Below are 26,018 nucleotides of genomic sequence, written 5' to 3'. Positions count from 1 at the left end.
GAGTGACTGTCATCGGCACAGCCGACGGCACCACGCCGGCGCGTTCGATGGCAATCTGCGTCGATGGATTGAGCGCCAGCAACCCGCCGGCAAGGGCGTCGCCTTCATTGGTGATGAAGACCCGCAAAGCGAAGAATGCCGCCGTCAGCAGCGCCGACGCTGCGGCCGCAATGACCCAGAGCGGCAACCGGGCCGACGACTGTGCGATTGATGCCGCCAAGCTCTGCCAGTGAGGCGAGATGTCTTCGTCGGCGCGCGCCCTGAAATAGCGAAGCGTCTCGTATACATCGCGTCGAACGCGCTCGAGATTGTTGTCCTCGCGTGCGAGGCCCCGATACTGGCCTTCGAACCCAAGCGACAGGCAGGCATGCATCAATTCAAGCAGGTCGTAGTGTGCCTCCGGCGCGGCCAATATCTTATTCAGTGCTTCGTAGAAGCCCGCGCCGGTGGGCTCGACGTGAAAGAACTGCGACAGCATGCTGTGCTGCGCCCAGGCGTCTCGCTTGGGCCAAGGCAGGTTGCCGATGAGATCGTCAGCGGTTTCGCAAAGGGCAAATTTTGCGATCCTGGCGTCTGCTTCGGGAACACCAGCTTTCTGCATTGTCCGGTCGAATTTTTCGATCGCCTCAGCGACATGTTCCGCTAGTTGTTCCGCCTGTCTTTCGACGGGCATGAGCCTGAGCTGGCCGAACAGCATCAGCAAAGGCGCCGCCGCGGCGAGGATCGGGTTCGCTGCTGAATATCTGACGCCATCCGTGGCATTCAGCAGGATTTCCTGCTGGATGGCTGGCTTCGGCGTCGCCGCAAAGGAACCGCTTCCGGTCGCTGCGCCGGGATCTGCACCCTGATAAATCACGGTTCCGGATGTCCAGCCCGGCGGCGTGTGCTGACCGACACCCGGATCGAAAACCGTTGAATCCTTAGCCCGCGAAGGACCGGGCTGCCTGCTATCAGGAACAGGCCCTTGAGGAGTTGGCGCTGATTTTTCAGCGGGGCGCGGTGCGCGAATGACGGTCTTGCCCGCTGGGCCGAACGGATCGTCCTTCGAGCTCATCGCCAAACGTCCGTCCACACCTGGTTGCTGCGTGTGCGCCAGAACCGGGTAAAACGGTCCCTGGTCAGGCACAGGAAATGCAGGCGCTGCTGACAAGGGCAGTGTCTGGAGGAAGGTCGGCTACAAAATTCTATCCCGCCGTAACATGACATTTGCCGCAGACCCCCGGGTCAATCAGCCTTACCCGCTGGCGAACTGTCGTATGTGATCGTAATCTCAGAAGCTGTCGATTGGAACAGGATGCAGTGCTGCGAAAGGATTTTTCTTCCGCCAGCGGCAGCGCCGTGTCCTTTGAAACCGCAAAGGACGCTCTAATATTTTCCAGTTGGCATGTGGTCCGTTCCGCAACTGAAGATCAGCACAGCAAAACCGATCCGGCTTCCGGGAATGCGCCAGGTTCAGTCTTCTCAGCCTATTTTTGCTTGGCGGCTTTGGCATAGGCTTCGCTGAAATAAGCCAGGAATATGTCCAGCATTCCGTTTTCGTGTGTTTCTTCCATGGTCCGCCATTTGGCGACAAAGGCGTCCCAAGCCAAGCTCTTCTTCGAAGTGAATGACGCTGGCGGAAGTTTCTTGCCGATCGCCTCGGGCGACAGGTCGTCAAGCAGCCGGGAGAGCGCAGCTTGCATGGCTGCGTAGGTAGCAAATTCATGCGTCTTGAGATCGCGGAATGCGTCTTCGATACTGTGCCTGGCATCAAGATAGCCGGCTCTGCGTCGTGCAAACATGATTTCAAGGATGTCGTCGGTTCCCGGGACGAACTTCAAGGGATTGTTATCGGCAGCGCTGATCATCGTCCGATGTGTGCTCTTGGCCAGTATTTTCGCAGCCGCACGTGCCTTCAGCAACAAGGCCAGTTCCTCGACAACCGTCCGCAGCACCGCGCCGATTTCGGCAGCGACTTCATGCGGATCACGCGATTGGAGCAATTCCGCAGAGATGCCAGCTCCGATCGCGATTTCCCGCAGCACCTCGTCCCTCGTCGAAGGGAGAGGCGCGGGCGGCGAAGACGTCGACACCGGTGCTCGGTGCTCTACCGGATTGAAGAAGGGCTCGCCTCCGAAGTCCAGCGGCCGACCTGACGTGATCGGCATTTCTCGTTGCGTCGAACCGTGCCTGCTTTGAGGATGACCCTCCGTGGTGCGCTCGTCGTCAATCGATACCAAGATGACGTAGCGGCCGATCAGCAACCGGTCTCCATGGTCAAGCCGATGCGGGCCGGCCATGCGATGGGTCGACCCGTTTATGAAGGTTCCATTGCGCGAGACATCGTGCAGCCAAAACGCGCCTGCCTCGTATCGAACGTCGCAGTGTCGGCCGGAGATGAACTTGTCGGGATCGGGCAAGGTCCAGTCGCAGGCCTCGCGCCCGATTTCGAAGCTGCGATCACGAGCTGAGTAGCCGGTCGAAATACCGGCCGGCAGGGAATCGGCATTGTTGATCTGCAGCCTGATGAACATTCAAAAATCGCCGTCGATCGCCTGTCGGGACACTCACCCAGGACTTCCATTATACCAGCAAAATCACGAGCGCGGCGTTACGAAGCTTTCAAGTCGATGATTCGAGAGGTGACACGCCGCAGCCACCGATCCGGTCCCCTTTGGTCGCTGGAAGACATGTGCTAGGCTCAAGCAGAAACGAGCGGCGGGAGGGGCAAGACCCATGCCGGACGAACGCGCCACGGTTGTGCAGACGCCGCTTGGCGCTGACCTGTTGACCTTCACGCATCTTGTCGGGCGCGATGAGATCAGTCGTTGTTTGGCCTATACGGTCGGGTTCGTGAGCAGCAGCCCCGATATCGATCCGCTGAAGATGCTGGGCGGTGCCGTATCGATCGAAGGTGAATCCGATCCGAAACGCTGGTTCAGCGGGCTTGTGTCCGAGTTTCGGCTCACCCGGATCGAGGACCGCCTAGCGTACTACGAAGCAGCCATCAGGCCCTGGCTCTGGTTTCTCGGCAATACGACCGACTGCCGCATTTTCCAGAACATGAGCGTCATCGAAATCGTCGAAGAGGTTTTCTCGAAATACAGCACGGCGAAATTCGAGAAACGCCTGCAGGGTTCTTATCCGCCGCGCGAGTACTGCGTGCAGTACGACGAGACCGATCTCGATTTCGTGCAGCGGCTGCTGGAGCACGAAGGCATCTTGTATTTTTTCGAACATGACGAGGGCAAACACACGCTTGTGCTGGTCGATGCCATGAACAAGCTGAAGCCCGCGCCGGGCTACGAAAAGGTGCCATATCACTTCGAAGGGCAGGGCTCCCGGCGCGATGTCGAATACATCACCGAATGGATTCCAGGCAGCTCGGTGCGGCCGGGCGCCTATGTCCACACCGACTATGATTTCAAGAAGCCGGGCGCCGACCTCATGGCCAAGTCGGCCCAGCCGTTCGGCCACAAGCTGGCCGCTGGCGAGAACTACCGCCAGCCGGGGGCGCATCTTGAAGTCGGTCGCGGCGACAGCCTCGCCGCGATCCGGCGCGAGGAGATCCAGGCCGTGCACCAGCGCATTACCGCTGTCGGCACCGTGCGCGGGTTGTATTCGGGCTGCACATTCAAGCTGGACGGCTTCCCAAGAGAAGACCAGAACCAGGAATATCTGGTGGTCAGCGCCGAATACAGGCTGTTCGATCCCGGCTACAGAGCTCTTGCCGACGTCGAAAGCGAGAACTTCAAGGTGATCCTCGGCGTGGCGCCGACCGCCTTGGCCTATCGCCCGCCACGGATCACGCCACGACCGATCATGCGCGGCCCACAGACGGCGACGGTGGTCGGTCCATCAGGCGAGGAGATATTCACCGACAAATATGCCCGGGTGAAGGTCCAGTTCCACTGGGACCGTCTGGGCAAGAAGGATCAGAACAGCTCCTGTTTCGTGCGGGTCTCGCAGACCTGGGCCGGCAGCGGCTGGGGTTTCATCCAGATACCGCGCATCGGCCAGGAGGTCATTGTCGATTTCATTGAAGGCGATCCGGATCTGCCGATCATCACCGGCCGGGTCTACAATGCCTCGCAGATGCCGCCCTACGGACTGCCGGGCAGCGCCACGCAATCCGGCTGGAAATCCGACTCTTCGAAAGGCGGCGGCGGTTACAACGAACTGATGTTCGAGGATAAGGCCGGCTCCGAACTGGTCAATTTCCAGGCACAGAAGGACCACAACCTTCTGATCAAGAACGACCGCACCAAGCTGGTCCAGCACGACCAGTCGGACCGCATAGACCACGACGCCAAGCACTCCGTCGGCCACAACCTCGACGAGGACGTCGGCAACAACAAGACGGTCAAGGTCGGCGTCGACCAGACCACGGATATCGGCAACAACGACACCGAGACGGTTGGGGTCAACCGCTCGCTGACGGTGGGGTCGAATGAGACGATCGGCATTGGGTCAAACTCCACTGAAACGATCGGCATCGCGCACACACAGACGGTGGGCGCGGTGCAAACGATCACTGTCGGCGCGGCTAGGGTCGACAGTGTCGGGGCATCCGAGACCCGAACCGTGGGTGGCCCGCAATCGAATACAATCGGTGCGACACGGTCGGTGACGGTTGGGGCGGCGCAGGACCACAGTATAGGAGCGAGCGACAGCTGGACGATTGCGGCCGGCCAGAGCGTTCAGATCGGCGCTGATCAGAGTTTCAAGATCGGCGGTGGACAGACTTCAGAAATCGGCAAGGGCCGCAGCACCAAGGTTGCCAAAGATGATGCGACACAGGTGACCGGTTCGCGCGCACTTAAGATCGGCAAAGGCAGCGTCGTCGAAATTGGTGAAGACGGCGCGATGAAAATCGGCAAGGATCTCGTTATCGAGGCCGGCGACTCCATCATCATCAAATGCGGCTCGGCGGCGATCGCGATGAAGAAGGACGGCACGATTGCGATTGAAGGCAAGGACATCACCATCAAGGGTTCTGGCAAGATCAACGTCAAAGCCTCCAGCGACATCACGATGAAGGGCTCGGAGATAAAACAGAACTAAGGACGGGCGATGACAACGACAAAGAAGCGAATTGAAGGAGTTGTGATCGGCATTTTTTTGGGCTTCGGAGAAGATTCACCCCTCGTGGTCTTTCCCGGCAATCCACAGGAAACTGCTGTTTCAGCCCGAAGCCTTGCTGAACTCACTTCGGACATGATCGGCGCCGAAGTGGCGCTTCTTTTTCAGGATGGCGATCCTGGGCGGCCTCTCATTGTCGGCCGTATTGTTGATCCTGCACGCAACTCAAATGTTCCGCAGATTGTTCGGGACGGTGAACAGGTGCGAATTACCGCGAACGAGCGCATCGAGCTTCGCTGCGGCAAGGCCACGATCATCATGGAGAAGGACGGCCGCATCACCATCCGCGGCACCTATCTGACAAGCCATGCCAGCGCTGCCAACCGCATCCGCGGCGGTTCGGTCAACTTGAACTAATGCCCGCGCCCGTTCTCCGTGAAATCATCCGTCAGCACGCTGAGATGGCAGCGTTCCTGTGGACCGTCTATGATCGCCACCTGCTCTATCCGGAAGAAAACCCGGACATGGATGAAGAGCGCGTCGCACGCCTTGTCGAGAGGCTTGAGGCGCATCTTGATGGCTTGAGGGTCGCAGGCAACATCGGACGCGAAATTGCACAAGAGCGTTATGCCGAATATCCGGAACCCGGAGAATTGTTCGTCATACGCATGCTGTCGGCGGCAGACTCGCTGCGGATCGTAAATCTGGACCCTGCGAAAGTTCGGGCGTGGATTTCCGCCAACCAACAGTTGTCTTGAACAAGCAACCCTCAGCTGTTCTGCCTGTCTCCAACGTCCTCGACGGGACTGTCGGCGGCCTACAGAGGCACCAAGCCTGCGAACTGAACCGAGGTCCATCGCTTGCCGTCGAATACGTGTGCGGCTTCATCGTCAAAGGTGACACAGAAATCTTCGTTCGAGGAGAAGTAGTAGCCCGGACGATCGTAGAGAGCAGAGAAAGTGCCATCACCGGCAATCTCGTCGATGGCCTCGGCCTCGAGTGAAGTCAGGAGCCGGCCTTTGAAAGCGTGAGCATCCTGCAGGCTGGGGCGATCTTCGGAAATATCCCTCCAAGCGCCTGAACTGTACAGGAAAGCGACCCCCTCGTCTCCAACGACCACGCCATTCTCCGGGGTGGTGAAGGCGATCCCATGCAGATCTACATTTGTCGGGAGGTGCTCAACGGTGGCTGTGCCGCCGGCATAGGTGATCACCCGGCCGGTAGACGCGGCAAACACATATGTATCCGCCTCCCTGCGCGCGACCGAATATACGTCCTGTTTGCCTCGGAACGGAACCCGCTGCCAGGCGCCACGCCGGTTCTCAAAGATGAGGCCATCCTCGCCCATAATGAACTGTGGTTCGTCCGCGAAACCCGTCAGTTTGATCGTCCCGAGCAGATCGACGCTGCCGAAGGGCTCGACCGTATCGCCGATCGAGAGGATTTGACCATCCCAGACCGCTCCGAAAAGCCGGGCCGCACGGTTGGCCCAAATAGACGCCACCCATTCGCGTATCTCGGCGACCAGGCGTACCTGCGGGGCGCTGCGCCCGCTGAAGTGATAGATGCGGGAAAGGTGGTTGCCGGGTCCATTCTCTTCGTAGAAAAGGCAGTAAAAGCTGTCCCCCACGGCGATCTGAGCGTCGATACATTCCATTTTTCACACCTTTGGTACGTCGCATTGAACTTCATCGAGCCGATCCTGACTGCGCTTCCTGGTGGCCCATTTGAAATAGGTGTCGCAAATGGCCTTGAGGCATTCCTGCGCGTCCGGGCTGGCCGCCAGTTTTGGCAGACTCTCGGCTGTATGTTGGAGTTCGGCGTCGCGGGCGGACGCGTAGCTCTGGGAGCAGGGTCCAGCCTTGCCGGCGCTCACCGCTCGCCGCTGCGCCGTTGCCCGCTTGATCTGTTTGCGCGATTTCTTGCCGTGCTGGGTGGTTTTCTTTTTGCCATCGTTCAAGCAGATACACGGCGCGTCACCTTCGGTGTAACGCGGGAACGCGCCTATCGGCCCGCCACCCCGCACCGGCTCAAAAAAAGCATTCTGGATGACGTGATCTGATTGCTGTTTGCCCTTCGTGCAGTGATTGTCTGCTTCGTCGTAGGGGTGCACATGAATATCGATCGAAGCCAGCAAGGTAAGGCAGTTCTGACCACCAACAGTCAGCGCCGCGATATGGATCCAGGGTGGGGTATTGCCGATAGGGGAGGCGTGGTTGTTGGTAGCGAGATCCGTCATGCGGATGACCGGCTCGCCATCGAATTTCACGTTGTTGGACCAGGAGTTGAAGTACTCCTTGCCGGTGTTCTTCGAAGTAATGACGCCCTTCTTGGCGGCAGCGCCGGCCTCCGTACCGCTCGTTTTGGAAAGGTCGGACTTGTTTTTGATGTTCACCGTCTTGCCGCCGATCTTGACGGTGCCAGTGCCTTGTTCGGTGTCGTCGGCCAGGCCAAAACTAGGATAGGGAATGGGAACGCCCGGCGGTGTGGCCGGGTTCTCCGGTGGCGTAAAGCAAACGTCGGGAAAAGCCGCGATGGTCTTGGCGTTTACGTCCTTGCCTGAAATCTCAAGGCCATTTGCGAAGACATTACCCATCAGGCAACCCTCGCCGCGAGAAGCGCAGCACCGCAGGCACCGGCGTCGTTGGAGGACTCGATGAGAACGGGGTTTCCCGCCGCATAGCCTTTGCGTGCCGCGGTCCAGGCCATGCCGATCATCAACGGAACCACGGCGGCGCCGATATTGCCGAGCGATTCACCCGGCGACCAGATATCCTGAAAATCGTGACGGCCGCGCAAGAGCCGCAGAGCTGCCAGCGCGCTCTGCTTGAACCAGTATTGCTCGCCGATCAGGTCGGCGATGCGGTAGCCGAGCCGGTTCATTTCAATGCCAGTTTCCCGGAAAGCTGTATTGTAGGCCGCTGTCATGCCGTCGCCTCGCAGCGGTAGATCCTGCGTGTTGTAGATCGATGCTGCCTCGCGCGAGAGACCAAGCCCATGCAGGCGAAAACCGCCCCGTTCCGACCGTGTACACAAAACCGCAGCGGCTGCTTCGCCCGGGATAAAGCCGTTCGGATTTTCAAGTGTCAGAAGGCGCTTGTTCTTTTGATAGTGTTCAATTGCCGGTGCCGTCAGATAGCTGTCTACTCCGGCAATCATGACGTAAGGGGCTTCACCCGACCCGATTATCCTGCGTGCCTGGTCCAGCGCGACATGTCCGGAGGGACGATCATGCGCGACCACGCGGGAACGTACATGGGGTTCTATTTCAACGATCTCTGCAATGCGGCGCAGGAGTCTGGGGCTGTCACCCACTGGCCGGCCCGGCCGATCCTCCTCAGCCAGACAAAGGATAAGAGCGGTCTGGCCGCGCGCCTGAGGAATTGCCTCGAAGGCCTCGCAGATTGCGCCGGCTGCGAGATGGGCGATGCGCTTCTCGCCGATCCAGTTTCGCGGCAGCGATACCGGCGCACCTATCAGCCATTCACCGTTTGGCCCGAGGAAACGAGTTTCCTGAAAACCGTCGAGCCGAGCGCGCATTGCCGCACAGGCGGACGGCGCGTCAAGGCCAACGGCGGTTACCATGCCAATCGACGCGATGTCGATCGCTGTGCTCATGCGTCTTCAGCCTCGTCTTGGGGAACAGTCAGGTTGGCCCGGACGAAGGCACGTCCAGTGGCGCGCGCTCGAAGCATCGACTCCGTCGGTGGGCCGATCCAGCATTCGCTGAAATCGAGAATGGTCCGATGGATGCGCTGCGACACGCGCCACACCAGCGAGAAGCGACGGTTCTCCGGGTCGAAGAGGACTGTGTCTGGGTAGATGTTTGCGTCGAAAGACTTTTCTCGCCCTTTGAACAGTGTCATCGGCAATGCAGTCTGTGGCAGACGAAAGCTCACCCGGCCTTCAGGCGTAAGGTTGACCAGTTGCACCTCTTCGACGCCTCTCGGCAGGTCGATCTGCTGGTCGGGCGGCGCCATCTGGAAATAGCGTTCATCAAAATCAGGGGGCAGGAAGGGGAATATGTTCTTCGTCCAGTTGTCGTCATAGGTGCCGCCGTATTCGATCCGGCCGGGCCAACCGCGGCCCATTGGCCCGAAACTCATCGGCTTGTAGTCGCCAAAGGGCGAGCGGATTTCTTCGCCGACAGCTTGCGTATTCGGTAGCCGCAGGCCGGGAATGAGGCGCTGGTTTTTGGTGCGCGACCAGCCGGTTCCGACGGGATTGTATTTATAGCTGGCGGGGAGCTTGTCCTCCGGATCCAGTCGGTCGACGCCACCCCAGGCAACGTCGTAGGAAATCGGCATGCGCAGGAAAGGCTGTGGTGCGGTGGCAGTGAATACTGGCCCGATGGCGCGCCATTCACGCGTGCCCACCACCTCGAAAAGCTTCGACCAATTGCCCACCTTGATGCCGACCGGTACGCGCTCCGCCGGACGTCCTCCGGGCGCGTACGCAAAGCCATTGGCAATCACGTCACAGCGCGGCTTGCGGAAAGCGAAATCTGTTTCCCACAGCGTGGCCGAATAGCCCGGCGCGCCGGTGTGCGTATCGGCCATGACTAGGGGAACCTGTTCCGCCGATTTTTGCACCAGTTCGCCAGGTGTCGCGGGAAAGTCGAACGTGCCTTTGACCACCACGACGATCCACTCATGGCCGGCTTTGTCCATGCCCATGGTGAATTGATGCGGATACCCCATCTGGTTCCAGATCTGCATCAGCTGGTCTCCCAGCTTGCGGCAAAGATCTGCTCCAGTGTCGCTTGCGGCGATAGCGGATCAACATCGAATATGTCCGAGCGGGCGGTCCACATCACCATATCGCTGACGATCTCGTCGCCTGCCTCGACAGGCGGCACCGGCAGTGCGGCCAAAGCGCCATCCAGTTCGTCAGGCGTCAGCTCGCCCTGCTGGGCGGCGATGGCCGCATCTTCGATCCCGGAAAACCACGCATCGGCGCGAGCCAATTGAATAGAAGCGTCAGGAAGCTGCGAAACGACGCTGAGAGGGAACTGCCGGCCGACCCTGTCGGCGCTCTGCAGAATAATGCCTGCCGATGCGCCGAAGGAAGCCGGGCCGGCCAGGAAGCGCAGCGCGGTGGTGCGCGGCCAGGTTTCCGAGCCGATCAGCGGCACGATGTGCTGTGCCAGCCAGCGGTCCCAGACGCGCACAAAATCCCCCGGCAGCCGCCGGCTGACGAAATCGCCGGTTGCAGGCATTTTGCCGTAAAAGCCAGGCAGGATCATATCTGCGGCGGACATGAGAATTTCTTGAACATTTGCAAATTGTAAGGGTTCTCGACGCTCGCGGCCTTGAGCTCGAAGTCGGCGTACATGCCTTTCGTCCCCAGGCGCAGGCTGTAGACATCGGACAGTGAGGTGCCGGTGAAACGGCCGCTGCGCAGCATCCTCAGCCACGCCCAGCTCCCGGTCTCGTTGAGCATGATTTCGGGCGAGCCGTCGATCGGCTGGAAGGCGAGCGAGATGACGCCGGTGCCGTCCTTGCCGGGCCAAGTCATCGGTTGCGGCCGCGTCGCGTTGTTGTAATAGACGAGGGTCTGGCCATCGAGGTTGAGCGTCACGCGCGTGACGTTGGGAGACAGGTCCTTCGGTTCGAGCGTGAAGCTCATCACTGGGCCGGTACCGCCTGGAAAGAGATCGTCTCGGATCCGCCTGGCCTGTTCGAACGCCGCCAGAGCCGCCGCGTCGAGCCCAAAATCGGCGCGCCATTTCCATGGCTGGGTGGCGGTGTCGACATAGCTGATCAGGTGATCGTTGATGAAGGCGTCGATCATCCCGGCCGGCCCGAACAGGCGGGCGAAATCGCGGACATTGACGTCCACGGCGCTTTCGGGGCTGAACGGATAGCGGTCGTTGAGCGCCGCCTGGCAGAATGGCAGGATGTCGGCGCGCCAGATGGCGTTAAGCTCCGAGGTGACCGCCTTCTGGGTCAGGCCGCTGGTGTCGCCGGCGATGCCGCCGAGCCAGTCGTCGACCGGATCGGGCAGGATCTGCGCTTGCCTGGCGACCGCTCCGGTCAGTTCGGCGAGGCCGCCCTGTTTCTTGATGGCGTCCTGAGGGTCGGGATTGGCCGTGACCGTCTGCAGTACGTTCGAAAGTGCGGTCAGCGCCACCACCGCGGCGTCGAGCGCCGGCGGCTGGCCGTCAACCTCGGCGATGGCGCCCTTGAGCGGCTTGAAGTGTTCGGCCACCAGATTGCCGGTAAGGTCCACCTCGTTGGCGGAGCCTGCGCGCGGCAGCAGTTTTGCCCCTGTCTTGGCCAGCTTGCCGAGCTTGCCGAGTTTGCTGAGCAGTTTCGAGCCGCCCTTGGCTGCTGCCTTGTTATCGGCCGGCGCTTCATCGGATCGGGTAAGCTCGGTCTCCTGAACGACCGCCGTAAGCAGGCGCTTCAGCGCGGAATCGGCACTCGAAAGGTCCTTGAGGTTCTCGCTGGCGACATTCAGGTCGGCCAATGGCGCGAGCCTGATATCGCGCAGGATGCTGTCCCATTGTGCGATGTAGTCTTCGTAATAGAGTTTTAGAATATCCTCCGACAGCGCCGAGACCGAGGTTTCGGAATTTTCCGAACAGCCTCCGGCGAAGACCGCGCGATCCAGCGCCGCCTGCGCGGCGACATCCTCGATCCGGTCGAGAATGGCATCGTGGAAGCCGGAATAGGTGAACGCCCCCGAAATGCCGACGCGCAGCGTCTTGTCGGAACGCCGTGCAAAAACCTTGGCGCCATTGGGACCGGCGAAATTCGCCGGGATCCATTCCTTGAGGCTGGCCACCGCCGGATCGGCCAGCAACTGTCTGTAGCCACGCGCCGGCAGCGAAATCGTGCAAACTGTTTTCAGCGCCTCGGCAACCAGCGCCTGATCCGGGGCGATGTAGCTGTCGTCGACCGCCATGCGACGGATCGCGGCAAGCTGGTGCTCTTCCGCGTCGGCGGTCGGAAAGGGTGCCGCCGGTGCGAATTCCGGCAAATCACTGACCCACCAGTTCTGGACAAAATCAGCGTCCATCTGCGACAGGCCCGTCATCATGCGATAGGTCTTTAGCGCCCCCAGCATGAAATCCGGATCGCGGATCTGCCGCCACATGGTCGCCTCGAGCAGAGCGACCATGTGCGGCTCGAGAACGTTGCGCAGAGCGTGGTCGTAAGTGTCGGCCTGCGCCCGCAGCAGTTCAGCCGAGGCCGATGGCCCCAGCAGATCCTGGGCACTGCTCGGCGGTGCCGTACGGGCATTTGCGACCTCGGCCATCGCGTTGAGCGCGCCATCGATGGCGGGCCGCTCCACCGATGCCGGGTTCGCGGCTGCCGCGGTCAGTGGCGCCTGCAGCGCTTCGAACTGGCTCGCCTGCGCTGTGATCGCATTGCGGTTGTCATAGTAGGACCAGGTGAACATCGCACCGGCCAACAAGGCCACGGCGGCACAGGCGGCGGCGGCGCCACGCCAGATCCAGGCGCGGCGGCGCTGCGCCAGCGCATCGAACGTTCCTAGGCCTGCTTCCCGGAAGATGACATCGGTCAGCAGATTCTTCAGGAAAAAGCTGCGTTTTTCAACGCGCGGCGCCGGCATGGCCCGCCGCGGTGGAAGACCGAAGGATGACGACAGCGCCGCGGTCAGCCGGTCGATAGGCGCCCCTTCCTGGGTCGCTGACGTCAGATAGAGGCCGCGCAGCCAGGCAGCTTCTTCGTACCGGCTTTCACCGAACATTGCCTCGATCAGCACCTGGATAGGTTCAGACAGGCTTGTGAGCTGGGCGGGAAATCTGAAGATCTCGGCGCGGGCAGCGAGTTTGTCCTCGTCCTCCAGGCGCGGCACCAGCCGCCGCTCGAGTTGCGTCGCAAGGGTGGCGATTTCCCGCTCTATTGTCTTTGCGTCGACACGCGCATCCAGCGCGAAGGTCGTGCCCCACACCTGCTCGCGCGAGGCCGTCGATAGCCCCCCGAAGAAAGCCTCGAAACCCTTGATCAGATCGGCCTTGGTCAGCATCAGATAGACTGGAAGGCGGATTTCGAGCCGGTCGTTGAGCTCGGCCAGGCGACGGCGGATCTTGCGGCCATGAGCCTTGATGGCTTCGTCGCCCTCTGAAAGCACGTCGATAGACAGCGCGACGATCACGCCGTTGAGGGCACGGCGGCCGCGGTGCTTCTTCAACAGGTCGAGGAAGCCCAGCCATTCAGCCGCATCGACGTCCGGCTGGCTCTCCTGCTGCACATAGCGGCCCGCCGTGTCGATCAGAACCGCGTTTTCGGAGAAAAACCAGTCGCAGTTGCGCGTGCCGCCAACCCCCTGCAGGTCGTCGGTGAGATCGATCGGAAAGTTCAGGCCGGACTGGCGCAAGGCAGTGGTCTTGCCGGTGGCCGGCGGCCCGACGATCACGTACCAGGGCATCTCGCGCAGGAACTTGCGTCCGCCGAGTTTGCGGCGCTTCAATTCGCCCAGAACCTCGGCGAACTTGGCACCGACGGCGGCGACGTTCTCTTCGCCGGGGCTAAGCGGTTTTTCCACCACAGGCGCAGCGATTTCGGCGACGAACATGCGGTTGGCTCGAATCGCCCGGCGCTGCGCGACGATCAGCCAGATCAGCCAGAAGATGACCAGCAGCGCAATGATGACGATGCGCACATTTTCCGAGGCGAAGGGTTCGTAAACGCCAACCCTGACGATCGGGCCGAACACCCAGATGACCAGAGAAAGCAGCGTGATGCCGATCAGCGTCCAGAGCCAGCGCGATGTCAGAACCGCCCAGAGGAAGCGCAGGATGAACATCTCACAGCCTCTTTTCGACCAGCACCTCGACGCGGCGGTTCAAGGCCCGTCCCGCGCGCGTGCTATCGTCGGCCACTGGATTGGTAGCTGCACGTCCTTCGAAGCGAATGCGGTCCTGCGGCACACCGTTCTGGACCAGCATGTCGGCAATCGTCGCTGCACGCGCTTCGGACAACCTCTGGTTGGTGGAAAGCGGATTGGACCGTTGCAAAGGAACACTGTCGGTATGGCCGACCACGGTGATATTTCCGATCAGTTCCTGATTGGCCAAGATCACTTTGGCGATCGAACCAATCAGCGGCTCGAAGCCTTCCGTCAGTGTCGGCCGCGACGACTGGAACAGTTCGGGGTTGGAGGCCTGAATGATCAGCCTGGCCAGCGAAACGCTCTCGGTGCCGCTTAGCGCGGCCCTGAGATTCGCCGGCGCTCCGGCCTGAAACTCCGGCACCAGCGCGAAATCCACGGCCTCCGGCGGCGGCGCTTCGACCTGAGGCGATGTGCGGCTGATATCGCCGCGCGTGGGTGGCGGCAGAGCACGAACGAGCGTAGAAAGCTCGACTGCCTGACTGCTCAGTCCCATCGACAGCCCGAGATAGATTGCCGTGGCGATAACCGCCGCACCGAGCGCCATTACCCAGATCGGAACGATGAAGCGCTGCGGCTCGTCGGATGCGATCACGCCTTTCCAGTTCGGCGACAGTGGCGCGCCGTCGGCGTCGGCATCGCGCAGGAAGCGCGCCGCAGCAACGCGAACGGCATTGAGCGAGCGGTCGCCCGACCGGCCGGGCACACGATATTTGCCGCGGAAGCCGAGCGCCAGGCAATGATATTGCAATTCCAGCAGTTCACGATCCCGGTTCGGGTGGCGCTCCAGTTCGTCGAGACGCGTGAAGAACTGCGTGCCGGCATCGACATCGCCTCGAAGCATCACCACAAGCGGCTGGCGCGGCCATGCGCTGGCACCGCCCCATGGCGTGTTCAAGGCCAGATCATCGAGCAACGCCGCCACCACCCAGGCTGCCTGGTCGGCGCGCTCCAGCGAGGATCCCGCCGACATTGCCGCGTCGCGTGCCCGAACCAGCTCTTCGAGCAACCGGGTGCGCATCGCCTCCGGGTTTTCCGGTGGCAGCGCGCTTTCAAGCTCCGGCGCGAACTCGAGCAAGGGCGCGAATGCGTTGACAAGGGTGTTGGGATGCGTACGCGACCGTTTCATTGGCGCGCCCGACAGGAGTGGCGTCATCGGTCGCGGCATCGGCGCGCCGGTCAGCCGTATGCGAGTGCGTTCGCGATCCTCCGACAGTCCGAAAGGATCATCCCGGCTCATGATCTCACCTGTTTACCGAATAGCAGTCCACCTGCGGCTCGCTCGGCAGCACACCCGACACGCCAATAACGAAGCCGGGGGCATCGAGCAGCGAGGCCCAGTGCTCGCTTTTCTGATCCAGTTCAAGGCACAGCCGATCGCCATCGTAGGGGATTTCGCGGGGCTGGGAATGAAGCGGTTTCAGTGGAATGCCGGGTAGACGGGATTTCCATAGACCCTCGAACTGATCGGCCGAACCGACAGTCGCCTGGTTGACGAAAATCTTACGCAAGGCATCTTCCGACAGCTCGGAACCGACCCGGATAACGATCCGGCTGGCCACCAGCAGCTTCGGGTTGTCGATGCGGATTTTCCAGACGTTGGTCGAATGCCGCATGACCGGCAGTGCGCGGGATTTAGGCTCGATGTAACGCAGGCTCAGGATGAGTGAGCGCAAGGCGTCCGCCAGCGCCGAATATGCGGGGCCGGGCGCCATGTGATCGTAGGCGGGCAACTCGCTCAGCCGTCGCGCGCTCGAGCCATAGGTCGCCATCGAACCGGCAAGACCGGCAAGCTCCAGGTAAAGCTCGGCCGGATGGAAAACATCCTGCGCCAGGATGTGCGCCAGTCGTGGACGCGCCGCATTGGCGAGATTGAGCATCAAGAGGTCTTCGACGCTACGCCCTGGCCCACCCATGACCATTTTGCCATGCGCCTCGGCGATTTGGTCGAGGCCGGTGACGACTTCCAAAAGCAACTGCCGGTACCAGGCCACTGCTCCGGTAACCAGTGTCGGCGGCAGGAACGTCTCATCCAGGGAGACGCCGCCATCGGCTCGAACCCCTTTGATGTCGGCTATGGGCAGGGCGGTGTAGCCACCAACCGATTTTCCGGGTGCAAGCAGCAGCGCCTGCGGACGTGCGATTTCGATTTCTTCAGGATCTGAACCGCCCTGGACGGCGTCGCGGACCGAAACGATCCGCCCATGATAGCGCGCGCCGGTGGATGCGGCGTGTGCCGGATCGAAGCCGACACCGCCAGCAGGCTCGAGCGGCAGCGCGACCAGCACCGGTCCGGCGCCAGTGTCGGCGGTGACCGGCAGCGGTCGTGGCGCGTCCATCATGTCTGGGATGGAGAAGGGGGTTCCATCCGGAAAGATGCCCCGTGCCGACAGGATCGAGACCTGGCCGGCATCGAGCATTGCCTGGTCCAGCGTCAGCTGCTGAAAGCCGAATGTATGGAGCTGCCCGGCCTGCAACGCGCCGCGCACGGTCGCTTCGAAAAAACGATCCTGCTGCTGAAAATGCTGGGTCCGGAGAAACAGGCCTTCGGACCACAGCACTCTGTTTGCATCGCTCATGCCGCTACTTCCTGCATCGAGCACCCCTTGCCCTGGCCGCTAGGCGGAAATGCCGCCGCTGCCAAGCGTGACGTTGACGGTAACTGTTGATCCCGACGACACCGATTTGGTTGTACGCCAGGTCCGGCCGCCGGGCTCGCGAACGAGGGCAACGAAGCCCAGCGCAGCCGCGTCCGGCTCTACGGTGATGGTTTTAGATGCGGTTTTTCCCGGCCCGACGGAGATCTGGTCGGATCCAATGAGATCGCCTGCGAGTGCGGAGCCGGCATCCCCCTGCAGCGCGAAATAATCGGCCGAGTTGAATTTACCGGTGCTGCGCAGCCGCATCACGAGGACCGTCACGGGCCGGTCGCCGCCACCTGGTCCCGGGTTCATGCCGGCCGCGCCGGTCAGGTTGACGGTGACCGCGGATGGTTTTGGCGGACCGCTCTGACAAGCCGCAAGCAGCCCGGTTGCGCCCAGGGCAACGATAAATTCGCGTCGATCGATCATTTTTCACTCCTCCTCGTATGCATCCCGAAAATCCGCGCCAATTTCACCAAGAAAGCTCGTCTCCGCGCTCTGGGCGATTTCACGATGGCGTTTCTGGTAGAGTTCCCACAGCTTGGCGCCCCGCCCGCCTGAAAGCAGGGTGCCGATCGCGGAATTCGATTTCAGCTCTTCCTCGATCGCCGCCGGGTCAAAACGGTCAATCATTCGCCGCAAGGCGGACTGCACGCCTCGCCAGGCGCGCACGTGATGTTGCGCGAGATCGCGGACCGCATCCGCGATTGCCGCTTCGCCGGCCAGAAATCCGGGGCTGCGCTCCGCTATGATGGTCACAATGGCGTCGTCGACCGTCGGCAGAAACTTGAGCGGATTGACTTCAGAGGCCCCAACCACCGTCTGGGCGACGCGAGCGTTTCCTTTTTCCTCGGCCCGCTTGCGCAGCAGCTGCATCAGGCCTTCCATCATCAGCCGATACTCGCGACCGAACTTCTCCATTTCCGCGACGCTGTCGCGTCCGGGAAACTCGGCTTCCTCGATGCCCATGCCCCGCAGGAACGCGCTGCGAAGGGCCGTGTTCGCCGGTTGCGCCGCTGCCGGGGAGGGGGCGGGCCTAGGGGCAACGCCAGCCCGTGGCGGAGAAGGGATAGCTGCCGCAGGGCCAGGCAAATCCCAGGGATTGGCCGGCTGCGGCTCTCCGGCGCTATGTTTGCGTTGGCCGGCCGGGCCGGCGCCGTTTCTCAAATCGGGCGTCGCGGCCGGCCCGAAACCAAAATCGTCGTCGAATTCGAATGATTTTCCTGGAGCGGACTCGGTTGCCCCGTTGCGGGAAGGCACGGGATCGAGGCTGAATGGGTCCGAGGAGCCTGGCGCACCACGTGGTTCGGGATAGGCAGCGCCGTTCGGTGCCGGCGTTGCTACCGGGTCGAGGCTAAACGGGTCGTCGAAGGCAGGCGAACTGCGTTGGTTGGCACGCTCGAACGCTCCTGGAACTGGCTGCTCGAAAGGGCTCGGCAAATCGGCAGGACGTGGTCCCCGCGGCTCTTCTTCGACCGTGGCTGAAAAGAAGTCATCGCGGCCGATGCTTACCGGCGCTCGCGATGCCGGCCGCGATCGTTCCGCGAACGATTGGCTGGCTTCCGGTGCTTGAGCGGCCGGCGTCTGCAGATCGACGCACACGACGTAATCGCCCAGCCTCAGCCGCATCCCGTTTTGAAGACGGACCGACGTGCCAGCGCCAAGCGGGCTGTCGGAGTCGTTTATGAACAAGCCGCTGCTCGACGTGTCGGTAACGAAATATCCGTCCCGCCCGCCAGTGATCTTGCAATGGGCGCGCGAAACGAACATGTCGGGATCGTCGATCTGCCAGCCCGCGTCGGCGCTGCGGCCGATCACCAACTCACCCTCGTCCAGCCGGGTCTGTCTTACCGCCTGGGTACGTGGTCCTTGCTCCAGCGTCAGCAGCAGGCTCATGCCGCGACCCCCGCCAATTCCGGCCGCCATCCGACAATTGTCCGCAGCCGCATATCGTCAGCATCGCCCCTTTCAGCAGGCCGCGCAAGCCAGGTGGTTCGGCCGAGCTGTACCGCTCCGATGCGGGGCTGCGGCACGGCTTCACGCGCGAGCACGATCCGCAGATCGACGTCGAGCGATTCCCCAACCATGTCGCGAACGGCCTGTTTGAACATTTTCAGACGTTGACCGCCCGGCAGGAACGTTTTGAACTCCTCATACCCGAGCGGGCCGACGCGGAGTTCGATCCTGCTTTGGCGGCTGAAAACGCGCGGGCCGATCGTCGCCCCGCGACCGAGCGCAGCGTAGGCTTTGCCAAGGCCAGTCTGAAGCGTGGCCGGTATGGTCATCCAGGTGGCAACGAACTCCTTGATCTGCACCGGCACCTTGAACGCTTCCGCCAGGAACAGCGTCAGCCGCTCCGGGCCGTCGACCTGGCCGGCGAGCGATGCTGCCTGGCGAAGCTTCACGGCGTCGAGATCGGGATTGTGGGTGCCGGGCAGTCCGATTCCCGCCATGGCTTCAAGCATGGCCCTTACCCGGCCGCCGACCGCACGTTCGACCTGTACCGCCGGATGCGCATCCGCCCAGGCCCGATAGTACAGGGCGATCATGCGGTGCTGGAGAATATTGACGAAGTCCACGAACGTCGTGTCGCTGGTCTGCCGTGCGTCAGCGCCGGTGAACCAGCGCTGCGACAGACGATCGAGTACCCAGCGTGTCAAATGAAGCGGCATGGGGCCTTCCGGTCCCATCAGCCCGAGATTCGCGATCGTGACCCGGGCCGGCGTCTTGTCCTTCGCTTCGCGGAATTCAACCACGTCCTTGGCGGAAAAGCTCAGACGCACGTGCTGCCCGAGCCTTGCCGGCTCGCGATCCGCGTGGCCGGAATAGCCGAACAGCCCACCCCTGCGTTCGAGCCGGCGCAAAAGCTCGAAAAAGTCGAACGTATCAGACAGCCCCTCGACCCGGTTCAGGTCGAGTTCGCCTAGATCAGGTGGCGATTGCCGGGCGTCATCGGCCATGGCACATCCTCCTGCTTCTGCAGCAGCCGCGTGCGGGTCCGCACAAAGCCGTTTATTCCTGCGTGGCGGGCAAACAGCCGCGCAAGCAAGGCTGAAAGCAGCAATGTGCTTTGCCCTGCCAGGACCGACTGGTCCACATGCAATGTCACTTCCGTGCCCCTTCCGAAGCACATCGGCCCATCGATCTGCAGCCGTTCGATGACGGACCGCGAGTCAATACGAACGATCGAGTGCACATTGCGTGCGAGGCTCGGATCTCCCCGGTCGGCATAAAGATCGAGCAGCGCATGCAGCGGATCGACACCACGACCTTCCTTGGCAAGGCTGAGAAAGTTGAGCGCCAGCTGCGCCACGAGCCGCCAGGCGAGATTGTCGGCTCGGGATTCGCCTTCGGCGCCCGCGGGCAGGGCGGCCGGGATAGCCGGCTGGGGCGGACGCAGCGCACCGAGAAGCCGGACCGTTTCGACCGGATCGCCTGTCTCCAGCGTCAAGGTAGGGTTGTCGTCGAGGATCGGCAGATCGCGGTTGGTGCAAAGCGCCATGATGTCGACACGCTTCAGCGGTCGGTTCGCCGGGCTTCCGACCGGCCGTGAAATCGATAGAAAAACGTCGTCTCCAGTGTATGAGGTGCGGGTCAACCCGTCGCGCCGTTCATCTTCGGTGGCCCGGCGAGGGCGCCGTTCGGTGGAAAAGACCCAGCCATTGTTGCGATTTTGCCCCAGGCTGAAGAGCTCCGGAATTTCGGCGTCGGTGCCCTCGGAATCGGCGTCCTCGACGCGGGTCACCCGATAGATTTCGAAGTCCCGCGCCCGCGTGCGGTCGGCATGCAGCACTTGCCGCGTTCTGCGGGGATCAAGCTCGATGACGTTGCAGTCACGCTCGAAGAGGTTGATGATCGGCGTCGCAAAAAGTTCGAAATCCGCCGGCGTCACATCGGCAAGTTCGGGTGCTGGACGCCGGAACATGAAGATGATTTCGATCCCGGCGTCGCATCTGCGCACGACCGGTTGCAGTCCTGAAACCCGCACGTAGTGAAAGCGCTCGGGCATCATGAAATATTCACGCAGCAGACGGTACCCTTCGAATGTCGGCCGGGTACGAGGCATCAACGCCTCGTCGTCGCTGATGCCGACCATTTCGGGTGCCGGCAACGGCGATAGGGGGTTGGCCTTGCCTTCGGCTCGTGCACCAACGGCCGAGCAGACGCCGAAAATTGCGTCAAACAGCAATGGCGCTTTGGTGCGCCCAGCAAAATAGAAATCGAGCCGGTCAAGCGCCAGTTCGTCGAGCTTGCCTTTTCCGGCCCGACCAAGCGTGATACGCAGCGCCGCCTCGCCGCCTACGCCGCCGATCGGTGTTATGCCGGCCGCTGCCAACCCGCTGCGATCCTGGAAATAACTAACCGACTTGATGGTTATCGGCCACAGCGTCATTTCCTGCGCTGTGGTGAAGGTGCAGCGCGTCGACAGGCCGGGTTGCAGACCGGACACCAGCCGCGTGTTCCGCCTGACGACATGGCCGGCAACCATCGACTGGACCTGCTGTCCGGGTTTCAGCACTGCCATCGCCGTTGCCGGCGCCGGCGTAACCAGATCGGGATAAAGGACATCCAGGACGCTGCGTGAAAACCTCGAGCGCTCGGCATCGACTTTCAACCGGGTGCGCGCAGCGAGAAAGGCGACGCCGTCAAGCAGCCGCTCCACATACGGATCCGGGCAGGGGACCGTATCGAGCGAGAGATTGCGCGCCACCGCCGGATGCATGTCGGCAAATTCTGCCGCGAGTCCGCGAATATGGGACAGTTCCTCCTCGTAATATTCTACGAAGACGCGATCCATCTCAGCTTTCCCTAAATTCGGTCCGGGCCAAGCCGTTATCGAGATTGATTGTGGTGCGCAGGCGCATGCGTTCCGGCGTCGGCGTCATGATCAGCACAGCGTCTATCTCGATCTTCAGCCCCACGGTTCTGTCGCCAAGGGTCACCGTAACCTTTGTTGCGCCCTCCTTGAGACGTGGCTCGAACGTGGCGAGAATGGAACGGATCTCGCGCGCCAGGGTTTCGCGATCAAAGTCGCGGGAGGATCGGCCTGAAAACGAAGGCACGCCATAGTTGACCACACTTCGGCGAACCTCCGGAAAATCGGCAAGCGATGGTGGGTTGTCGGCGGCCTGCTCGTTCTCGAGATCGGAAAGAAGGGGAACAGCCTCGAAGCGCTCGGTGTTGAACAGCGCCTCGATGTCGCGTCGCACGGCCTCCCTGAGCACGCGGGCCGACACTACCACGCCGCGGCTTTCGATCTCCGCACGGTGTTGGGTTTGAAAGATCAGGCGGTGCAGACGCCGCTTCTGATCGGATGTGAGCTCGGCGTCGGCGTCGATGATCCGCGTGGTACTTGCGACGAGGATGTCCAGCCGGTCCGCGCCAAGCTCGTCGAGCAAGACCTGGCGCAGCCCGTCTATTTCCGAGGTCACGCCCGGCAGATCATTGACGAGGCGGTCCCAAAAAGAGGGCTGGACCGCTTCGCGTTTCGCTCGCGAACTGCCGGTAACCTGCAGCTTGTCCGCGCCGGGCCGCCGGGCCTCACTTGCCGACATAGACATCCATTTCGATTTCGTCGTCCTTGTCATAGACGAACTTAATCTTCTTGTAGGCGAAGCTGACCTCCTCCTGGATCAGGTCTTCCTCGTCCTCGGCCTGCGACATGTCGTATTCCATGATCGAGGCGTCGGTCAGGGTGACGACCAGGTAGTCGCTGGTCTCGCCATCTATGGTCCGGCGTGCGGAGAACACCACTTCGTCCAGCGCCTTGTTGTCGAACAGCGCCTTTTTCAGATAGGGCGAGGACTTGTCATAGTGCTTGGTGAACTTGATCATGCCGAGGGACACACGACCGCGGCGTGAGAGCGAATTCGGATCGTATGGCGCGACAATCTTGTAATCGACCCCATGGACTTCGATTTCATCTTCGTGGCCGTCTCGAACGCTTGGCCCTTTGATGTCCGGAACCTTTAGAAAGCCGTCGATCTTCACTGATGTTGGCATTGTCTTTCTCCAGCGCTTTCAAACAAAACAGATGATGTTGCTGCAAATTAAGACTTTACGGACGGTAGTTCCGACACCAGCCGGAGCGACGCGTTGATGCCCTCCAGCTGGTAATGCGGGCGCAGATAGAAGCGAGCATTGTAGTAGCCCGGCCTCCCCTCCACGCTGTCCACCTGGACCTCCGCGGCAGCGAGCGGGCGCTTGGCGCGCGCCTTGTCGTCGGCAAAGGCCGGGTTGGCCAACACGTATCGGTTGATCCACTCGGTCAACCAGATCTGCATGTCCGACCGCTCCTTGAACGACCCTATCTTGTCGCGCGCAATGGCCTTGAGGTAATGCGCAAAGCGCGAAACCGGGAAAAGATAGGGCAGGTTGGCGCTTAGCCGCTCGTTTGACTGTGCGTCGGGATCGACCAGCCGCCCGGCACGTGTCTCGTCGTCTTGCAACGAATGCGCGCCGATGAACGCCGCGAGATCCGTGTTCTTCCGGTGCAGGATGGGCATCAGGCCGAGCTTGGCGAGTTCCGCCTCGCGCCGGTCGTCGATGGCGACCTCCGTCGGGCATTTCATCGCGATCGATCCGTCATCGGTCGGGAAGCTGTGCACCGGCAGGTTGAGCACCGTGCCGCCGTTCTCGACGCCGCGGATCTGTGTGCCCCAGCCGTAGAGCTTGTGGCTGCGGTTGATGTTGACGCCCATCGGGAAGGCGGCATTCATCCAGACATATTTGTTGTGATCGCCCTCCACCTCCTCCTCGAAGGTGAAGCCCTTCACCGGAACGGTGTCGGTGCCGTAGGGCAGCCGGGCCAGCACGCGCGGCATGGTGAGGCCGATATAGCGCGCGTCCTCGCTCTCGCGCAGCGATTGCCACGAGGCATAGGCCGGGTTCGATACGATCATCTGCAGGTCCTGCGGGTTCGGCAGTTCCTGCCAGCTGTCCATGCGGAACAGGCGCGGCGAAGCGGCGGCAATGAACGGCGTATGCGCGGAGGCGCAGACACCCGACATATTGCGCAGCAGGCCGACGTCGCGCGGATGGTTCGAGAATTCGTAGGCGCCGACCAGGCAGCCGATCGGCTCGCCGCCCAGCATCGAATACTCGTCCGTGTAGACCTTCTTGAAGATCGGGCTTTGATCCCACATCTGGCCTTCATAGTCTTCCAGCGTGTCGGCGAGCTGCTCTTTGGAAATGTTCATCACCCGGATCTTCAGTTTCTGATCCGTTTCGGTGTTGTTGACGAGATACCACAGGCCGCGCCATGTACCTTCCATTTCGCGCACTTCCGGCGCGTGCAGGATCTCGTTGACCTGCGTCGTCAGCATCTTGTCGATGCCTGCGATCAGCGACTTGATCGACTTGATCGCGTTGGACGAGATGGTCGTGGTGTCGGAACGGGACTGCGCCGCCAGCGCGAGATTGCGGACGAGTTGCTGCAGCTTCTCGCTGTCGTCCTTCTTGACCTTGAAATCCTTCTCGAGGAGCCCGCTGAATTCTCCGAGGTCGATGGCTTCCGCCTCGGCGGTGACGGCTGCGGTCTTTTGCTGTTCGGCCATGACTTACTCCTCAACCTTATCGTCGTCGGATAATGCCTGGTTGGCGATCTTGCCGAGCAGCGGCTCGTTGTTCAGAAGTTGCGCGATGCGCTTTTCGGCGTCGACACGGCCATCCATGAAGCCAAGCAGTTCCTCGAGCTGACGACGCATCTTGAGGATTTCGGCCAATTGCGGAACCTGCTCGGCAATCTTGTCCGGGGCGAAATCGCCCATCTTGGTGAAGGTGAGATCAAGGGCCAGTTCCTCGTCGCGCTCGGCACCCTCTGCCTGCGGCAGCGTGTTCTTCACCCGGGCTTTGACGCGCGGTCCGAGCGCCTCCATGAAACGGGGGAAGCGGTTCGCGTCGGTCTCGACAAAGGAGCGGTCCAGTACCGACTTCATCGCTTCCCTGGTCTGTGAAGCGCCGGAAAGGTCGGCCATCACGCCCATGACGAACGGCAATTCGATCGTCGTCGGGCTGCCGTAGGTTTCCACGTCATAGGCGATCTGCACGCGCGGTGCGCGATTCCGTTCGATGACCTTCGCTTTGCTTTCGGCTGCCATGGCTCGTTACCTTTCATCCTTCTGGGCCGTCTTCTTGGCATCGGGAACGCCGGCAAGAAGCCGGAATTCCTTCAGTCCCGACGGGGCGAGATCTTCCATCAGTTCAACAAAATCCATATGCACCATCCGGCGCACGCGGCGGGCGAGGTGCGGGATCGGGCTCGACGGTTCGGTGCGGTCGTAGAAGGCGACGACGAGGTCGAGGCATTTCACGACGTCGTCGCGTGAGGAAATCCGATCAGGGAGCCCGGTGCTCGGTTCCACGTAACCTGCCATACTTGCCATAGGATCGGCTCCGTGACCGTTTCGAGCAGGCATTTCGGGATCTGCTGTCGTGGGGGCCGGCTTCGCCGCGCCGTTCGTCGCAGCCTCGATTACCGAATTCCGTTCGAGGGTCGACAGCAGCCGCTGCAGAAACCGTTTTAATTCCGGGACAGCGGCGCCGCCGCCCTCAAGACGAGTGTTGAGAGCCGTTTCGACCGCATCAAGAGCCGTGATCGCCGCTTGAGCATCGGCGATGAGCGACATCATCTCCGCATTGGCTTGATCGGCCTGCGCCTTGCATCCACTATGCACCCGGTTCAGAAGTTGACCGTGCGCGCTGACCAGCGCTGCCTTTTCGGCTGCATTCAATCCTGAAGCCGCTTCCAGAAGCATGACACGTTCGTCGAGCGCGCCTTGTTCCAGATCGCGCCCGCTGATCGCTCCGATCGTGCGCGGTGCGAAGAACGTCATTTGCCGCAAATTGGCTAACAGCCCGTCTTGGCCATTCTGGAGGTCGAGCAGTGCGTTGATACGACGCAAGGCGGCGTCGCGTGGTGCAGCATTGGGCCGCAGGGCCGGATGCATGGCCTCCCAATGCTGATCGAAGGTCCGCGCAATAAGGGTCAGACCATGCGCGAGCCCGGCGAGCCCCTGCTCATTGGCCAGCGCACGTGTGACAATGACAAGCAGGCGCAGATCCCGGCCGTGTGCACGCAACTCCTCTGCCTTGTCGAGGACGGCAGGCCAGTCGACCGGAATGGTGCTTTGCGACGAGGGCTTGTTATGCCCGTCATGGACGACCTTGACCTGGGGTTCCGTGAGACGTTCCAGCTCATGAAAGGCTGGATCGTTGCGCAAATCCTCCCCTGACGGATTTTCACCGTCCAGCGGATTCAGCCAGAGTGCGAGATCAATCACACCAACCCCCAGCGAGCGGCTCTTTCGGCCGTGCGTGCCCACGTTATCACACTGCGACACTTTACCACAATTTAGTTGCTGCTCAATCATAATGGGAGCTCGCAAGCCGGGTCCTGAGCTCGAAATCGGTGGCGCAGTTATCGAACCGTTTATCTGGATGCATCGCAAAGAA

22 protein-coding genes are annotated in these 26,018 nt (G+C 61.5%); 3 read left to right on the top strand and 19 right to left on the bottom strand.

The annotated features are described in order from the left end of the window. Window positions 1–1,054: type IVB secretion system protein IcmH/DotU (gene icmH, locus EOB36_RS08255; protein ID WP_164897474.1), on the bottom strand; the 1,054-nt coding region annotated here is incomplete at its 3' end. 412 nt (window positions 1,055–1,466) lie between these two features. Then, a complete protein-coding gene (tagH, locus tag EOB36_RS08250; RefSeq protein WP_128284648.1) occupies window positions 1,467–2,513 on the bottom strand; it encodes a type VI secretion system-associated FHA domain protein TagH in 1,047 nt (348 codons plus the stop codon). A gap of 202 nt (window positions 2,514–2,715) precedes the next feature. Here tagH (EOB36_RS08250) and tssI point away from each other — a divergent pair, with 202 nt between their 5' ends. From tssI to EOB36_RS08235, 3 genes are read left to right on the top strand one after another with little or no spacing between them, the layout of a single operon-like run. Then, window positions 2,716–5,043, top strand: coding sequence for a type VI secretion system tip protein TssI/VgrG (tssI, locus tag EOB36_RS08245; RefSeq protein ID WP_128284647.1), 2,328 nt, complete (start codon window positions 2,716–2,718; stop codon window positions 5,041–5,043). A 9-nt stretch (window positions 5,044–5,052) separates the two neighbouring features. Beyond that, the gene (locus EOB36_RS08240; protein WP_128284646.1) at window positions 5,053–5,478 is read left to right on the top strand and encodes a DUF6484 domain-containing protein; all 426 of its coding nucleotides are present in this window, start codon (window positions 5,053–5,055) and stop codon (window positions 5,476–5,478) included. Further along, window positions 5,478–5,819, top strand: a complete 342-nt coding sequence (locus EOB36_RS08235; RefSeq protein WP_128284645.1) for a hypothetical protein — start codon at window positions 5,478–5,480, stop codon at window positions 5,817–5,819. Before EOB36_RS08240 ends, EOB36_RS08235 begins: the two co-directional genes overlap by 1 nt. 59 nt (window positions 5,820–5,878) lie before the next feature. Here EOB36_RS08235 and EOB36_RS08230 read toward each other — a convergent pair whose 3' ends face one another. The 17 genes from EOB36_RS08230 to tssA are packed head-to-tail and all read right to left on the bottom strand — an operon-like array spanning window position 5,879 to window position 25,846. Further along, entirely contained in the window at window positions 5,879–6,718 is an 840-nt protein-coding gene (locus tag EOB36_RS08230) for a hypothetical protein (protein WP_128284644.1), read from the bottom strand. Window positions 6,719–6,721: 3 nt separating this feature from the next. Next, a complete protein-coding gene (locus tag EOB36_RS08225; RefSeq protein WP_128284643.1) occupies window positions 6,722–7,657 on the bottom strand; it encodes a DUF4150 domain-containing protein in 936 nt (311 codons plus the stop codon). Then, the gene (locus tag EOB36_RS08220) at window positions 7,657–8,679 is read right to left on the bottom strand and encodes a 3-oxoacyl-ACP synthase (protein WP_128284642.1); all 1,023 of its coding nucleotides are present in this window, start codon (window positions 8,677–8,679) and stop codon (window positions 7,657–7,659) included. The genes EOB36_RS08225 and EOB36_RS08220 overlap by 1 nt, the downstream gene beginning before the upstream one ends. Continuing rightward, entirely contained in the window at window positions 8,676–9,779 is a 1,104-nt protein-coding gene (locus EOB36_RS08215; protein ID WP_128284641.1) for a DUF2169 domain-containing protein, read from the bottom strand. Before EOB36_RS08215 ends, EOB36_RS08220 begins: the two co-directional genes overlap by 4 nt. Further along, a complete protein-coding gene (gene tagF, locus EOB36_RS08210; protein ID WP_245467675.1) occupies window positions 9,779–10,321 on the bottom strand; it encodes a type VI secretion system-associated protein TagF in 543 nt (180 codons plus the stop codon). The genes EOB36_RS08215 and tagF overlap by 1 nt, the downstream gene beginning before the upstream one ends. Then, window positions 10,303–13,839, bottom strand: a complete 3,537-nt coding sequence (gene tssM / locus EOB36_RS08205) for a type VI secretion system membrane subunit TssM (protein ID WP_128284640.1) — start codon at window positions 13,837–13,839, stop codon at window positions 10,303–10,305. Before tssM ends, tagF begins: the two co-directional genes overlap by 19 nt. A gap of 1 nt (window position 13,840) precedes the next feature. Next, on the bottom strand, window positions 13,841–15,163 hold the full coding sequence (gene icmH, locus EOB36_RS08200) for a type IVB secretion system protein IcmH/DotU (RefSeq protein ID WP_128284639.1): 1,323 nt from the start codon (window positions 15,161–15,163) through the stop codon (window positions 13,841–13,843). Window positions 15,164–15,167: 4 nt separating this feature from the next. Then, entirely contained in the window at window positions 15,168–16,502 is a 1,335-nt protein-coding gene (gene tssK, locus EOB36_RS08195; protein ID WP_128284638.1) for a type VI secretion system baseplate subunit TssK, read from the bottom strand. A 39-nt stretch (window positions 16,503–16,541) separates the two neighbouring features. Continuing rightward, a complete protein-coding gene (tssJ, locus tag EOB36_RS08190; protein ID WP_023801306.1) occupies window positions 16,542–16,994 on the bottom strand; it encodes a type VI secretion system lipoprotein TssJ in 453 nt (150 codons plus the stop codon). A 3-nt stretch (window positions 16,995–16,997) separates the two neighbouring features. Next, complete coding sequence (gene tagH, locus EOB36_RS08185) at window positions 16,998–18,461, bottom strand: type VI secretion system-associated FHA domain protein TagH (protein ID WP_128284637.1); 1,464 nt, start codon at window positions 18,459–18,461, stop codon at window positions 16,998–17,000. Continuing rightward, window positions 18,458–19,525 carry a type VI secretion system baseplate subunit TssG gene (tssG, locus tag EOB36_RS08180; RefSeq protein WP_128284636.1) on the bottom strand — a complete coding sequence of 356 codons (1,068 nt, stop codon included), beginning with the start codon at window positions 19,523–19,525 and terminating at the stop codon, window positions 18,458–18,460. The genes tagH (EOB36_RS08185) and tssG overlap by 4 nt, the downstream gene beginning before the upstream one ends. Further along, window positions 19,489–21,363, bottom strand: coding sequence for a type VI secretion system baseplate subunit TssF (gene tssF, locus EOB36_RS08175; protein ID WP_127203712.1), 1,875 nt, complete (start codon window positions 21,361–21,363; stop codon window positions 19,489–19,491). The genes tssG and tssF overlap by 37 nt, the downstream gene beginning before the upstream one ends. Before the next feature lies 1 nt (window position 21,364). After that, window positions 21,365–22,120, bottom strand: a complete 756-nt coding sequence (tssE, locus tag EOB36_RS08170) for a type VI secretion system baseplate subunit TssE (RefSeq protein ID WP_128284635.1) — start codon at window positions 22,118–22,120, stop codon at window positions 21,365–21,367. Continuing rightward, complete coding sequence (locus EOB36_RS08165; RefSeq protein ID WP_127203713.1) at window positions 22,107–22,568, bottom strand: Hcp family type VI secretion system effector; 462 nt, start codon at window positions 22,566–22,568, stop codon at window positions 22,107–22,109. Before EOB36_RS08165 ends, tssE begins: the two co-directional genes overlap by 14 nt. Before the next feature lie 47 nt (window positions 22,569–22,615). Continuing rightward, window positions 22,616–24,121 (bottom strand): type VI secretion system contractile sheath large subunit, encoded by a 1,506-nt coding sequence (gene tssC / locus EOB36_RS08160; protein ID WP_095486432.1) that lies wholly within the window; start codon window positions 24,119–24,121, stop codon window positions 22,616–22,618. A 3-nt stretch (window positions 24,122–24,124) separates the two neighbouring features. Then, window positions 24,125–24,664 (bottom strand): type VI secretion system contractile sheath small subunit, encoded by a 540-nt coding sequence (gene tssB, locus EOB36_RS08155; RefSeq protein ID WP_095486433.1) that lies wholly within the window; start codon window positions 24,662–24,664, stop codon window positions 24,125–24,127. Window positions 24,665–24,670: 6 nt separating this feature from the next. Beyond that, complete coding sequence (gene tssA, locus EOB36_RS08150) at window positions 24,671–25,846, bottom strand: type VI secretion system protein TssA (protein WP_128284651.1); 1,176 nt, start codon at window positions 25,844–25,846, stop codon at window positions 24,671–24,673. Window positions 25,847–26,018: the final 172 nt, after the last annotated feature.

Source organism: Mesorhizobium sp. M6A.T.Cr.TU.017.01.1.1 (genome assembly GCF_004023115.1).
In the GTDB taxonomy this organism is placed as follows: Bacteria; Pseudomonadota; Alphaproteobacteria; order Rhizobiales; family Rhizobiaceae; genus Mesorhizobium; species Mesorhizobium mediterraneum.
Note: the sequence above shows the minus strand (reverse complement) of the source record. Positions and strands in the feature narration are given on the sequence as shown.

Bases quoted from the DNA above. Each gene is read 5' to 3' on its own strand.
- tagH (WP_128284648.1), bottom strand. From the start codon at position 2,513: ATGTTCATCAGGCTGCAGATCAACAATGCCGATTCCCTGCCGGCCGGT.
- tssI (WP_128284647.1), top strand. From the start codon at position 2,716: ATGCCGGACGAACGCGCCACGGTTGTGCAGACGCCGCTTGGCGCTGAC.
- EOB36_RS08240 (WP_128284646.1), top strand. From the start codon at position 5,053: ATGACAACGACAAAGAAGCGAATTGAAGGAGTTGTGATCGGCATTTTT.
- EOB36_RS08235 (WP_128284645.1), top strand. From the start codon at position 5,478: ATGCCCGCGCCCGTTCTCCGTGAAATCATCCGTCAGCACGCTGAGATG.
- EOB36_RS08230 (WP_128284644.1), bottom strand. From the start codon at position 6,718: ATGGAATGTATCGACGCTCAGATCGCCGTGGGGGACAGCTTTTACTGC.
- EOB36_RS08225 (WP_128284643.1), bottom strand. From the start codon at position 7,657: ATGGGTAATGTCTTCGCAAATGGCCTTGAGATTTCAGGCAAGGACGTA.
- EOB36_RS08220 (WP_128284642.1), bottom strand. From the start codon at position 8,679: ATGAGCACAGCGATCGACATCGCGTCGATTGGCATGGTAACCGCCGTT.
- EOB36_RS08215 (WP_128284641.1), bottom strand. From the start codon at position 9,779: ATGCAGATCTGGAACCAGATGGGGTATCCGCATCAATTCACCATGGGC.
- tagF (WP_245467675.1), bottom strand. From the start codon at position 10,321: ATGTCCGCCGCAGATATGATCCTGCCTGGCTTTTACGGCAAAATGCCT.
- tssM (WP_128284640.1), bottom strand. From the start codon at position 13,839: ATGTTCATCCTGCGCTTCCTCTGGGCGGTTCTGACATCGCGCTGGCTC.
- icmH (WP_128284639.1), bottom strand. From the start codon at position 15,163: ATGAGCCGGGATGATCCTTTCGGACTGTCGGAGGATCGCGAACGCACT.
- tssK (WP_128284638.1), bottom strand. From the start codon at position 16,502: ATGAGCGATGCAAACAGAGTGCTGTGGTCCGAAGGCCTGTTTCTCCGG.
- tssJ (WP_023801306.1), bottom strand. From the start codon at position 16,994: ATGATCGATCGACGCGAATTTATCGTTGCCCTGGGCGCAACCGGGCTG.
- tagH (WP_128284637.1), bottom strand. From the start codon at position 18,461: ATGAGCCTGCTGCTGACGCTGGAGCAAGGACCACGTACCCAGGCGGTA.
- tssG (WP_128284636.1), bottom strand. From the start codon at position 19,525: ATGGCCGATGACGCCCGGCAATCGCCACCTGATCTAGGCGAACTCGAC.
- tssF (WP_127203712.1), bottom strand. From the start codon at position 21,363: ATGGATCGCGTCTTCGTAGAATATTACGAGGAGGAACTGTCCCATATT.
- tssE (WP_128284635.1), bottom strand. From the start codon at position 22,120: ATGTCGGCAAGTGAGGCCCGGCGGCCCGGCGCGGACAAGCTGCAGGTT.
- EOB36_RS08165 (WP_127203713.1), bottom strand. From the start codon at position 22,568: ATGCCAACATCAGTGAAGATCGACGGCTTTCTAAAGGTTCCGGACATC.
- tssC (WP_095486432.1), bottom strand. From the start codon at position 24,121: ATGGCCGAACAGCAAAAGACCGCAGCCGTCACCGCCGAGGCGGAAGCC.
- tssB (WP_095486433.1), bottom strand. From the start codon at position 24,664: ATGGCAGCCGAAAGCAAAGCGAAGGTCATCGAACGGAATCGCGCACCG.